This window comes from Winogradskyella sp. MIT101101, from assembly GCF_047126865.1.
Taxonomy (GTDB): domain Bacteria; phylum Bacteroidota; class Bacteroidia; order Flavobacteriales; family Flavobacteriaceae; genus Winogradskyella; species Winogradskyella ouciana.
Genome location: NZ_CP138982.1, coordinates 1,385,812 through 1,398,323, shown reverse-complemented (window position 1 = coordinate 1,398,323; position 12,512 = coordinate 1,385,812). Strand labels below are relative to the sequence as shown.

Below are 12,512 nucleotides of genomic sequence, written 5' to 3'. Positions count from 1 at the left end.
AAAACCTCGCATTTAGCGAGGTTTTTTTATTTAAGGTGGTTTTTTTATTCTTCTTGGAACGATTGATATCTTTCAAACTGCTCTTCAGTTAAAATGGCTTTCATCTTACCTTCAAGCAATAGTTTAATTTTTTCAACAGCACCTTCTTTTACAACTTCAGCTTTCTCTAGATCTAAAGTAGCCTGTGTATATTCCTGTACGGCTAAATAGACCTTTTCTTTTTGCTCATCATCAAATTTTATAAACTTATGCAAGGCTTCCGTTTTTTCAGCAGCTTTTGCATTGACTTCTATCTTATTAGATTGCGCATTTACAGAATCTGTTCCAAGAAACATTGCAAAAACGAATAAGCACAGTGTAATTATCTTCTTCATTAGTAGATTGTTTAGTTATTTAGAGTACTAAAATAATAATTTTATTTAAAACTAATTAACAAATTATGGCGACAGTTGAAACTAATATTTCTTTTCTAAGGTCCGTTTTTTATTTTGTTGTTGCATTTCTTCATACTTTTTGTATTGTTCTTCTGTAAGGATTTCTTTTAGTTTACTATTGGTTCTAGTCATTATCTTATCATTTTGCTTTAACATGGTTTTTTTAGCGTCCTCTTTACTCATCTTATTTTCAGCTTTTAAAGCCTCTTTTATTTTGAGTTTAACCTTTTGCATTTCTTTGTTATGATCTAAAAATACAAGCCTTACTTTTTCTTGTTGATCGGGAGTAAGCTCAAGTGTTTTTACGAGCTTTTTCACTTTGTTGTCTACAGATTGATCTGTCTTTATTTTTTCTTGCTTAACTTTTTGTTCTTGAGCTACGGCATTTAAAGTGAAAAATGCTACAGCAATTAGTACTAATTTTTTCATGTTGTTTGTCTTAAGTTTTTACATCATTAATGAATGACCAGCAATAAAAATACTAAATTTTAGCCTTTAATTTCTAGTTGGTTAGGACTTTATCAGATTTATTGTAGTTTGATAAAGGGTGTTTTCTTCAGTCTTGTTTTTTAACCAAGCATAAAAACTGATGACAAAAATGTCTTCTTTTTGAATAGATGTCCACTCGAAAGTAGATTTTATTAATTTCGAAAACTCATTGCTTTTTATCATTTCAGGTTGTTTGTATATTTTTTCGGCATAGTTAATAAAAGTTACAATGCGTGTTTGGTGAATCTGTTTTAAATATCCTTTATAGCGTCGCTTAAAGCTTTTTAGCCTAGAGTAAAGTAGGTCGTCATCTTGTAATTCTATATAAAGTAAAATTTCTGCTAAGTTTTTTTTAATTACCCAATCTATACCTGCTTTTTCAATGTAATACTGGTCTGTATGGTAGAATTTTGATAGAACAGATTTAGCATTTGTGAGGTCGCCTTTCTGAAAGTAAAACATTAAAAGCGATAAGTGTAAGTCCAATTGTGATTCAATATCGCTATGCTTTTTCTTAATTATGGTTTCAACAAACTCAATAGCCTTTTCTTGCTGATGATTATAATTATAATTCAATGCTTCAACCAGGGTCTTTTTCAAAATAAACTCTTTACGATAGATGCCTTTTTTTAGTTGCATCAACTCTTCCATTTCGGCAATATATTTTAATGAAACATCAAATTTTTTATTTCTGAATAGCGTGTTAGCTATGATGTAAACAATGTGAATTTGGTAATACAGTTGTTTGTTGGTGTCTTTCTTTTCTTTTAGAATTTTATAGCTTTTCAAAACAAAGTTTTCAATTTCGAAATATTTGTTGGTAACCAAAGCAGATATGTTGGCTATGGCTAAAATTTGGTATAAAGACTTGAAGGAAAGCGATTCGTCAATTTCAATACTGTAGTCAGCTAAGATGGATTCTAATTCTTTTTCAAAATCAATCACTTTTCCTTCGTAGCTGATGGTATTTAGTACGGATTTTAGTTTTGCATACACAATATTGAGTTGGTCCTCAAGCTGGTGCTTTTTCTGGTTCTCTTTTTGTTTAACAATCAGTTGCTCTAAATCTATCTTGGGATTATTGGGAGCATATTGAATTTTGGTGTGATAGATTTCATTAAGTATTGGGTAGAGCAAGTGCTCGTCTGCCAAGCGCTCGGCTTTATCTAGGATTTTATATGCGATGTCATAATTTTTCTGAAGTAAATAAGTGCGAGATGCCAAAATGTATTTTATAATCTGCATGTCTATTGAATTCTCATCTTCTAGATTTTTGTTAGCTGTAAAGTCAATTAAAGACTGAAACAGGCGCTTTCTAAGCGCATGGTAAGCATTGCAATTATCTTCATTGTAGAGGTGTTTACAAATAGATTTAGAATCTAATTCCGGATGGGTCATTAACTTGAATAACTGTATGTTTTTGGTGTCCTTCCGTTTATTTTTTTGCTGTAAATATGCTATGAATTTTTGCTGGTCTTCTGGGTTAAAAGTGTCGATAATGGATTTTAATGCTATCATTTAATCGTCATTATGTTTTATGATAATTCAATAAAAATAGTAATTAATTAGGTAATGAATAAAATATATCGTCAGTAATTGTGAATAATTGATTTTTATCTGATTGTGTTTTACTTCAAATTTGTCCTGTAATCATTAAAACAAAACATTATGAAATCTAAATCAAGCTTCAGGAAAATTGAAGACATTAAGTTGACCTTGTTAGTAATAACCTTGGGTTTTGTGACCATTTTTTCAAAATCAATTTCAAACTACGTAGTTAAATCCTATAATGATAAAATTGAGTTTTTAGCAAGTCAAACTGTAGAAGGTGCAAACTTGATTAGGTATTAAGATGAAGCAAAAAAATCTAAATATTGCTTTTTTTATTACCGTCGGAGTTTCAATCATTGTTTTTATTTATCTCGTTTTTTTAGGATATGACGAAATAAAGACCTTAAAGGATGTTGTGAAGATTGTGGCTTCAATTATGTTTCCGCTCCCTTTGTTGTTTTTTGTAAGATTTATTGTGATAGAGCATTTTTTGCCAGAAAACACAGATGAATACAAAGAAAAGAACCAAAGACCAGCTACAATGCTTTTAGTAGTGTCTATTGTTGGTGTAATTCTTTTAATGCAACTAATGGAATTTGTAACTCAAAAAAAGCTCGAAGACGCACTAATATTGGCACATCTTATCAATTCAACGACTATAAGTTCTTATGTGTTTAATTTTTTACTGTATAACAATCTCAAAGCTAATGGAATTTTAAGTGGAGTTCTAATGGCTTTGGCAATTCATATATTCTTTTTATCTGCTTAGAAATAAAAATCATCAAAAATTAATATTATGGACATTATCAAAACATCAAAAAAACAGACCAACTCAGGAAAGCGTGAGTTATTATTTACAGTTCAAACTATTATAGTTACTGGCCTTTTGGCTTTTACGGCTATTGCATTCTTCTTTTATAACAATCTTTCTGTTGTAAAAGGAATAAAGGTCATTTTTGCACCATTTTTATCGGTTGTGCCACTTCTCTTTGTACTTTCTATTTTACGCGATTTGCGAAAAGGATTCATAGAGGGTAATTATACCAAAAACGAAATTCTAAAATTTGGCTTAATAACCGTTGGCATAACAGCGGCATTTACAGGTATTACTTTGCTCTTATCAAAGATTGATGCTCTAGAGATTTTATTAGCTGGTATCATTGCCATATTAAGTACTGTATTTTTTCTTCGAAGCAAGATTAAGGACATTTTAGGAATGTCCATTGTCACAGGTATAGCCGAAGGCATCATCGTCTATATGATCTTTTTGTTTTGATGATCGGTTAGTTAGTAACCCAAAACCTCGCAGATTGGTTTAGAGCTGCGAGGTTTTAAAATTATTTATCATGAAAAATAGATTGACTAGATACCTATCGGAATTTTCTATTATAAAATTAACGCGACCTGTATCGGATAAAGTTAGACTTCTTGAAATACTTGGAGTTGTTTTAACAGGGATTGGAAAGTTCGTTTTTATGGATTATCTCAATTGGCGATTACCATATGTTGCTGTTGCGATTTTGGCTTGGTCTTTTTATGTGTATTACCGTTATAGCAAGGACAAAAATGTACTTACAGATTGGGGTTTTCGGAGGGACACTTTTATACCTGTTTTACGAATGATGTTGCCGTTTGCAATAGTATCACTTTTAGCGTTTTTTGTTATTGGCTATGTGCAAGGCACAATAAACCTCACCTGGCATATCATTCCTTTGCTTATAACTTATCCCATTTGGGGAAGTATTCAACAGTTTTTAACTATTGGGTTGTTGGTAGGTAATTTAAAGGATTTTAGAAAGGTAAAACTAAATAAGAGTTTTATAATTCTAGTTACGGCAGTTTTCTTTTCAATAGTACATTACCCATCGGTTTGGCTAATGCTGGGAACATTTGTCTTGGCCTTGGTTTACGGATATATTTACCTTAAGGCAAAAAACATCTTTGTGCTTGGGTTGTTCCATGGTTGGTTGGGAGCGTTGTTCTATTATACAGTTGTGAATCAAGATCCTTTTGCAGATGTATTTTTGAAATACCTAACCTAAAGCAGTTATGAGAACAGATTTTTTTAGAGTAATTATATTATTGCTTCTAGGCTTTTTAACCTTTCTACTTCTCGAAGTTTTACCTGTTGGTGGAGGTGGTATAGCTTTAATTGTTGTTTTAACAATTCCTTTTATAATTTTAGTAGCAATAACAATGGCAATAATTTACAATAGTTATTTCAAAAAGAAAAGCAAGATGAAAAAGGATACGGCATTTTATCTAATGGTTTTAATCTTAATCATTCTAAACTGTGTTCTCTTTCCGCATAGGTAATTTTTCCTATCTTGTATAAATAACAACAATTTATGGCTTATTGGGTCTCAACTATTTTAACAATTCTGGGAATATACATTGCTATCAGCATTGCGCTGTATTATTTGCAGGATTATATGTTATTTAAGCCCGAAAAATTGCCTAAAGATTTTCAGTTCCATTATGAAAATCAGGAAACCAAAGAATATAATCTAGAAACCAGAGATGGAGCTGTAATCAATGGCTTGCGATTTTTTCCGAAAGGGGAAAGTAAGGGAGTGGTCTTGTATCTAAAGGGAAATTCAAAAAGTATAAAAGGCTGGGGAAAGTTCGCTGTAGATTTTACGAGGCATGGTTATAATGTGCTGATGGTAGATTACCGTGGTTTCGGAAAAAGCACAGGAAAACGTTCGCAAAAAGCCATAAAACGCGATTTGCAATTGGTTTACAACAAGATTAAGGAACAAACCACTGAAGACCGAATCATACTTTACGGTCGCTCATTAGGCTCAGGTTTTGCTACAAAGTTAGCGTCTATGAATAATCCAAAAAAACTTATTCTCGACGCTCCATATTACAGCTTAACTAAAGTAACTGCCCGCTATGCACCATTTATGCCGTTATCTCTTTTAATGAAATATCCATTGCCAACCTACAAATGGTTAAAGTATGTAAAATGTCCAATTCATATCATACATGGTACACACGATAAATTGATTCCGTATAAGTCTAGTGTAAAATTGGCCCAAATCAACCCTGACTTAACAAAACTGCATACCGTAATTGGTGGTGGACACAAGAATTTAAATAACTTTGAATCGTACCATGAGATGTTGGATGAAATTTTAAACAGCGAATCAAAAACAATTGACTTAGAAACCACAAGTATTAATGTCATTCACTCATCAAAAAAAACGAAAAAAAGGGCTTAAAGGAATACTAATAATTCTTTTTGGTTTATATGTTATGATAGGATCTGCACTTTACTTTTTTCAGGAAAAAATTCTGTTTCTACCCACTACCTTAGAACAAGATTATCAATACCAATTCGATTATCCATTTGAAGAATTGTTTTTAAAAACGGATAGTGATGCTACGATAAACGCACTTCACTTTAAAGTTGAAAACCCAAAGGGTGTCATTTTATATTTTCACGGTAATGCTGGTGATTTAAGCCGATGGGGAAAAATCACGGAATACTTTGCGGAAAAAAAATATGATGTCTTAGTCATGGACTACAGAACTTATGGAAAAAGTGTTGGAAAACTAAGTGAAGACGCTATGTATAAGGATGCGCAATATTGCTATGATTATTTATTGAAGCATTATTCTGAAAATGAGATTACATTATACGGTAGATCTTTAGGAACAGGTATAGCATCCTATTTAGCTTCAAAAAACCGACCGAAACAACTCATTTTAGAAACACCGTATTACAGTATTTTAGATGTAGCGGAACATCGTTTTCCTGTGTTTCCTGTAAAGCAATTGTTGAAATATCGTTTTCCTACATTTCAATATTTGCCAAAGGTTGAATGTCCTATAACCATCATTCATGGTACTGCAGATAGTGTAGTTCCGTATTCGTCCGGTAAGAAGCTTTCAGAATTAGAAATGAATGTTGATTTTATTACTATTGAGGGAGGTGGACATAATAATCTCGTTGAATTTGAAGGTTATCATAAGGCCATTGATAACGTGCTAAAATAAAAAAAAGGCTTCAAGTTAACTTGAAGCCTTTTTAAAAAATTACTATCTCGTATTAGTCCTTTTTCACAATAACTTTAGGATCTAAAATGTCATTAATTCGCTCAATAGCATCTGCAATATGAATTCTGCTCATAGCATCTCCACCACGTGCAGAACGCAGTTGACTACGTAATGTTTTTAACTCTGCTCTTACGACCGCTCTAATATCAGATTGGCTTGTGTTAACAGGTGTTGTTTTAACATAAGGACTTCTTGAACGTCCACTTTGGTTTTCAGCAGTCATTAAGTATGCTAATCTATCGATGTGAGCACGTTGTAAATTACGTCTATAGGTGTCAATTTTCTTGCCAGTACGTAACTCGCTCCAAACACCTTGGCGTAAATCCTTCATCATTTCTGGTAAAGAGTATGCATCACTGTCAAAAGTATGTGCTTCAGTTAAACGTTGCATTTTGCCTAAACTTAAAATGTTGTTAAGTGTTCTTGCTTGTAATGCTCTAACACGTTCAACAGAACCGGTAAATTCAATACGATCAAAAATATCTTTATCAATTAACCAGTCTGGGGTGTCAAATAAATTATCCTGAACAAATTCCATTGCTTCTTTTTGATGTGCTTTTGGTACTGGTGTATAAACTGCGCCTTCTTGGTCAGCAGTTTTATAATGCTCATAAACACCACCAATATTGTTAGAAACATGTCCCATATAACGGTTAAACTGAGAGACAACATGGCCGTACATTTCCTGCAAGTCGTCATAATCTTCACCAGCTTCTGTAGTCCACTCAATTAAGTTTGGTACAATACGCTTAAGGTTTTTAATACCGTATTCACTTGCCAACATGGCGTTGTCACCTAAATCCTCAGTTTGTGAGCTTGGATCTACAACATCGCCTGCTTGTTGGTGGCCAAATCTGTACATTGGGTCACCTGCGTGTTCTGTAATCCATTGGTTAAGAATTGGCTTTTCTTCTTCTGCTGTTTTGTCTAAAATAGGTCTGTAGCCCCATTCTATGGCATATTTGTCGTAAACACCAATATTTGGCATCAATGCCACGCCTTCATCTCCAGGCTGAGCAACATAATTAAAGCGCGCATAATCCATTATAGACGGTGCCGTTCCATATTTACTCGTAAATTCGGCATCACGTAATTTTTCAACAGGATAAGCAACACTACTTCCCATGTTATGTGGTAAACCAAGTGTATGACCTACTTCGTGAGCAGATACAAATCGAATTAAGCGACCCATAACTTCATCCTTAAACTGTGGACTCTGTGCGTCTGGGTTAATCGCAGCAGTCTGTACAAAGAACCAACCGCGTAATAAGGACATTACATTGTGGTACCAGTTGATATCACTTTCTAATATTTCACCTGTTCTTGGATCACTAACGTGTGGTCCGTTTGCATTAGGAATAGGTGAAGCCAAATAACGTACAACAGAATAACGTGCGTCCTCTGGACTCCATTCTGGGTCTTCTTCAACAGTAGGTGGATCTTTTGCAATTATTGCATCTTTAAAGCCAGCGGCTTCAAAAGCTACTTGCCAATCTTCAATGCCTTGCTTAATGTATTTTCTCCATTTTTCTGGAGTTGCTCTATCGATATAATAAACGATTTGCTTTTTAGGAACAACTAATTCGCCACGTTTAAACTTTTCAATATCTTCATCTTTTACCTCTAATCTCCAACGGTCTAAATACGTTAAAGATTTACTCTTTTGGTCTTCTTGCCCGTAATCTGTGGTGCTACTTGTAAACCAACCTACACGCTCATCAAAGTAACGACGTTTCATTGGGTTGTCTGGTAGTAAAATCATTGAGTTATTGATCTCAATTGAGATACTTCCAGTACTTGAATTTGATGGTGGACGGCCTGCAGCATATGTTTTTACGTGGCGCGCTTCAATATTTCTTGGATAACTTTTAATACTTTCAATAAAAGACTTATCGCTCTCTAAACGTGTTACTCTATAAGGAGTTCTTCTAAACTGTGGAAGTCCAAGAGACTTTACATCCTTTTCAAATAAGGGTGAAGCATCAATTACAGTACTTGTAGAGTCTTTGCTATAGGCTTTAATTGGGAAGGTGTATAGTACAGGTTCAAAATTAGAATTCTCAACCGCTTCATTAACAGGTAATGAATCTGCTGCTGTAACATTATAAGACACAACTCTAAGCACTACTTTTTTACCTTTTCTTTCCCAGCGGAGAACTTGCTCGTTTTGCTTGCCTCCACCAAAACCTAATCCACTTGCTGTTTTGGCTATACGAGTAACCATTAGCATTTCTCTATCAAAAAGAGAATCTGGGATTTCGTAATAGAATTTGTCATCTAAAGTATGAACCGTAAAGAGACCTTTGTCACTTTTAGCGTCTTTTGTGATGACTTTGTTATAAGGTTTTGGGTCATTTTTACCAGGCTTTTTCGCTGCTGGTTTTGCCATGGCAGTGGCATCATTTTTTGATTTACTGGCTTTTTTTGTTGTTGAGCATGAAAATGCCAAAAAAGCAGAAACTACAAGAAGTAGTTTAATTGATAGTTGTTTCACTTTTGTCGGTTTTTAAAAAATTTGCATGAAAATACGGATTCTACTAAGAATCTTTTATTTACAAACCCTTTTTTAGTATTTTTTTAACGTGATTGTTAAAGTGTGTCCAAATAATCTTGGATTAAATCAACGCCTTCTTCATGTATCATTGTTGTACCAATAAAAGGCATGCTAATACCAGGATTATATTCCGAAATCCTGAAACTTATGCTGCCTTTTCTTTCTACAATCTGAGAGTTTTCCAATAATGTTTCATAGTCCATTCTCAAAGTGGATTCATTTTCGCAGAAACCTCCGTCTGTATGGCAATAGGCGCAATTAATATCCATATAGGCTCTTGCCCTAGCTTCTAATGAAGCTGAACCGTCTTGCCAATTAGGTAAGCTAGAGACCGATGTGCTATTAGAGAGGCCTTCAATATTTTGATTGTTAATAATCTCTTGCAACTGGTTTTCTCCGTTAATTTCAAAATTAAGGTTTCTCAATTTAGGACCTAGCGGAACCAATTCGTTGAAAGATCTATGGCAGGTGAAACACTGTGAATTTTCAGGGATGAGATAATCAGTAGCATTGGTATTGCCTTCTTGGTCAATCCAAGACACAGGCACAGTACTCCCATTTAAGTCCAAGACAGCTTCAGTCTGTGCATCGTTCCATTTGTAAACCCCACTTTCCCATTCGCCATTGACTTTTATGAGTAGCCTTGTTTCTATGATTTTTCTACCTAAGGATAAATCGCGATCATCGTTATTATAATAAAATGTTTTGGCTATTAAACTGCGCTCAGGAAAAATGGGTAAACCATTGCCATTATATTCAAGAGATGTCCCTTCTGGCAATGCTATAAAACGTTGTTTTTTAGAATAGTCTGCGAAAGATGGAGTGCTTATGCTATATTCAAATGCTCTAGATGTAATATTTAATTCGCTCAAGTCCCCAACAAATAGATTAAGTTCCGAAAGGTTTTGTCTAAATTCTGCTACTACCAATGGGTCTTCCACAGGAGTCATAGAATCATCATCATTGTTACACGAAAAGAGAATGACAACCAATAAAAATGCAAAAAATTTTTTCATTTAAAACCGTAATTTTTCTTAATAGCAAGACGAATTTAATAAAAATGAAGAGAATAGCAAGAATTTGTCTTGTAAGTGCACGGATATAACAAATAGGAATAAAACTAATCGATCAGTATTAGAATTAAACCATTTCAACAAACAAGCCTTCCTCAGTTTTTTCAACCTTAGTTAAACCATGTTTACCAAGTCCCTTGATGCCTTTGTCCCAACCTTTGTTACTTAGTCCAGATTGTGATTTAAGCTCGTTTAAATCCATACGTTTTTGAGATTTTAGAATTTCAAAAATGGCTTTTTCATTATCACTTAAATCTACTTTTTTCTTCTCTGGTCGCATCTGAGGGAAGAATAATACTTCCTGTATACTCTGATTGTTGGTTAAAAACATGATTAGCCTGTCCATGCCTATTCCCATACCTGAAGTAGGAGGCATACCATATTCTAAAGCACGTAAAAAATCATAATCTATGGTTCCCGTGGCTTCATCGTCACCTTTCTTAGCTAATTCTAATTGATGCTCAAAACGCTCACGTTGGTCAATTGGATCATTAAGTTCAGAATATGCGTTAGCGATTTCTTTACCACAAACCATTAACTCAAAACGTTCGGTTAATTCTGGGTTTTCTCTGTGCTCCTTACACAATGGACTCATCTCCTTTGGGTAATCCGTAATGAAGGTTGGTTGTATGTAGTTGCCTTCACATTTTTCACCAAAAATCTCATCGATGAGCTTACCTTTACCCATGGTGTCATCCACTTCAATATTCATGCTTTTAGCAGCAGTTTTGATTTCGTCTTCAGATTTATCGTAAATATCAAAACCAGTGAATTCTAATATAGAATCGCGCATGGTAATACGCTTATATGGTGCTTTAAAATCGATGTTATGTTCACCAAATGTGGCTTCTGTTGTTCCGTTAACGGCAATAGCGCAGTGCTCTAATAGTTTTTCACAGAAGTCCATCATCCAGTTGTAATCCTTGTAAGCGACGTAGATTTCCATAGCTGTAAACTCAGGATTGTGGGTTCTGTCCATACCTTCGTTACGGAAGTTTTTAGAGAATTCGTAAACTCCTTCAAAACCACCAACGATCAATCGTTTTAGATATAGCTCGTTCGCGATTCGCATGTATAACGGAATATCTAAACTGTTGTGATGCGTCACAAACGGACGCGCTGCAGCTCCACCAGCTATAGGCTGTAAGACTGGAGTTTCAACCTCAAAATAACCAGCATCGTTAAAAAATTGACGCATGGCGTTGAACAGTTTTGTGCGCTTTATAAACACGTCCTTAACGTGAGGATTTACAGCCAAATCAGCATAGCGTTGTCTGTAACGCTGCTCAGGATCTGTAAAAGCATCGTATGTTTTTCCGTCCTTTTGTTTCGGAATAGGTAGGGGTTTTAAAGCTTTACTAAGTAATTTAAATTCCTTTACCATAACGGTTTTTTCACCAACTTTAGTAGTGAAAAGTTCCCCTTCAATACCAACAAAATCACCTAAGTCAATGAGTTTTTTAAAGACATCATTGTACATGGTCTTGTCCTCACCAGGACAGATTTCGTCTCTATTAAAATACACCTGAATGCGACCTTCGCTATCTTGTAATTGCGCAAAAGACGCTTTTCCTTGAACATTAATAGCCATAAGACGACCAGCAATAATCACCTGTTTACCTTCTTCATAATCAGATTTTATCTGTTTGGAAGTATGATTTACTGGGTATAAATCGGCTGGGTAAGGATTAATCCCTAAAGCACGTAATTTTTCTAACTTTTCGCGTCTTACTAATTCTTGTTCTGAAAGTTGCATCTTAATTCATTTGAGACGGCAAAATTACGTTATTTATTTAAAGTATAAAACAAAGAAAACTGCTAGAGGACAATATCCTTTAGCAGTTTTGTTGTTTTGGTTTGAAATTATTTTGAAGCTATAATATTTCCTTTGATTTTAAGGATCTTATTACCGCCTTCGGCATTCGATGTAACTGTAACAGTTTTAGTAAATGCACCTAATTTTTTGGTGTCGTACTTAATTTCTAATTCACCTGAATCTCCTGGCATAATAGGAGCTTTAGAATAACTAGGTACTGTACAACCGCAGCTTGTTTTTACTTTGGTTATCAATAATGGAGCATCTCCTTCATTGGTAAATGTAAAGGTTCTTGTACCGTCTGAGTGTTGTTCTATGGTTCCGTAATCGATGACTTCAGTCTTAAATTTAATGACAGCAACTTTTGTATCGTATTTGTCGAATTCTGTTGAAGTTGCATTGAAGAGGCCAATGGCTAAAACTAAAATGATAATGGTGTTGAATGTTCGTTTCATGATTAAAATTTTTTATGATTAATACTGCAACAAACTTCAGTTATAATTTCAAAAAAAATGAAAAATAAAGGTTGG

Annotated in this window: 14 protein-coding genes; 7 read left to right on the top strand and 7 right to left on the bottom strand. The window is 34.2% G+C overall.

Annotated features, from left to right (window positions below; genetic code table 11):
- Window positions 1-44: 44 nt before the first annotated feature.
- The 3 genes from SIB89_RS06550 to SIB89_RS06540 all read right to left on the bottom strand — a co-directional run bounded on the left by SIB89_RS06550 (window position 45) and on the right by SIB89_RS06540 (window position 2,441).
- A complete protein-coding gene (locus SIB89_RS06550) occupies window positions 45-374 on the bottom strand; it encodes a hypothetical protein (protein ID WP_412561603.1) in 330 nt (109 codons plus the stop codon).
- 81 nt (window positions 375-455) lie between these two features.
- Window positions 456-863: a hypothetical protein gene (locus SIB89_RS06545; RefSeq protein ID WP_412561602.1), complete on the bottom strand. Its 408-nt coding sequence runs from the start codon at window positions 861-863 to the stop codon at window positions 456-458.
- Between the two features lie 81 nt (window positions 864-944).
- Complete coding sequence (locus tag SIB89_RS06540) at window positions 945-2,441, bottom strand: hypothetical protein (protein ID WP_412561601.1); 1,497 nt, start codon at window positions 2,439-2,441, stop codon at window positions 945-947.
- A 150-nt stretch (window positions 2,442-2,591) separates the two neighbouring features.
- Between SIB89_RS06540 and SIB89_RS06535 the strand changes: the two genes are divergently transcribed.
- The 7 genes from SIB89_RS06535 to SIB89_RS06505 all read left to right on the top strand — a co-directional run bounded on the left by SIB89_RS06535 (window position 2,592) and on the right by SIB89_RS06505 (window position 6,479).
- Window positions 2,592-2,774 carry a hypothetical protein gene (locus SIB89_RS06535; RefSeq protein WP_412561600.1) on the top strand — a complete coding sequence of 61 codons (183 nt, stop codon included), beginning with the start codon at window positions 2,592-2,594 and terminating at the stop codon, window positions 2,772-2,774.
- Window position 2,775: 1 nt separating this feature from the next.
- Window positions 2,776-3,243, top strand: a complete 468-nt coding sequence (locus SIB89_RS06530; RefSeq protein ID WP_155090065.1) for a hypothetical protein — start codon at window positions 2,776-2,778, stop codon at window positions 3,241-3,243.
- 27 nt (window positions 3,244-3,270) lie between these two features.
- Window positions 3,271-3,750 (top strand): hypothetical protein, encoded by a 480-nt coding sequence (locus SIB89_RS06525; protein ID WP_273292533.1) that lies wholly within the window; start codon window positions 3,271-3,273, stop codon window positions 3,748-3,750.
- Window positions 3,751-3,820: 70 nt separating this feature from the next.
- On the top strand, window positions 3,821-4,516 hold the full coding sequence (locus tag SIB89_RS06520) for a type II CAAX prenyl endopeptidase Rce1 family protein (RefSeq protein WP_412561599.1): 696 nt from the start codon (window positions 3,821-3,823) through the stop codon (window positions 4,514-4,516).
- Between the two features lie 7 nt (window positions 4,517-4,523).
- A complete protein-coding gene (locus SIB89_RS06515) occupies window positions 4,524-4,790 on the top strand; it encodes a hypothetical protein (protein WP_412561598.1) in 267 nt (88 codons plus the stop codon).
- Between the two features lie 32 nt (window positions 4,791-4,822).
- Window positions 4,823-5,701 carry an alpha/beta hydrolase gene (locus SIB89_RS06510; RefSeq protein ID WP_273292527.1) on the top strand — a complete coding sequence of 293 codons (879 nt, stop codon included), beginning with the start codon at window positions 4,823-4,825 and terminating at the stop codon, window positions 5,699-5,701.
- Between the two features lie 34 nt (window positions 5,702-5,735).
- Window positions 5,736-6,479 (top strand): alpha/beta hydrolase, encoded by a 744-nt coding sequence (locus SIB89_RS06505; protein WP_412561597.1) that lies wholly within the window; start codon window positions 5,736-5,738, stop codon window positions 6,477-6,479.
- A gap of 52 nt (window positions 6,480-6,531) precedes the next feature.
- Here the strand turns inward: SIB89_RS06505 and SIB89_RS06500 are convergent, their stop codons facing one another.
- From SIB89_RS06500 to SIB89_RS06485, 4 genes are all read right to left on the bottom strand, one after another.
- The gene (locus SIB89_RS06500) at window positions 6,532-9,033 is read right to left on the bottom strand and encodes a zinc-dependent metalloprotease (protein WP_412561596.1); all 2,502 of its coding nucleotides are present in this window, start codon (window positions 9,031-9,033) and stop codon (window positions 6,532-6,534) included.
- A gap of 95 nt (window positions 9,034-9,128) precedes the next feature.
- Complete coding sequence (locus SIB89_RS06495) at window positions 9,129-10,109, bottom strand: hypothetical protein (RefSeq protein WP_412561595.1); 981 nt, start codon at window positions 10,107-10,109, stop codon at window positions 9,129-9,131.
- Between the two features lie 124 nt (window positions 10,110-10,233).
- Window positions 10,234-11,922: a lysine--tRNA ligase gene (lysS, locus tag SIB89_RS06490; RefSeq protein ID WP_412561594.1), complete on the bottom strand. Its 1,689-nt coding sequence runs from the start codon at window positions 11,920-11,922 to the stop codon at window positions 10,234-10,236.
- A gap of 107 nt (window positions 11,923-12,029) precedes the next feature.
- Window positions 12,030-12,437 (bottom strand): DUF1573 domain-containing protein, encoded by a 408-nt coding sequence (locus SIB89_RS06485; RefSeq protein ID WP_273292511.1) that lies wholly within the window; start codon window positions 12,435-12,437, stop codon window positions 12,030-12,032.
- Between the last annotated feature and the right edge of the window lie 75 nt (window positions 12,438-12,512).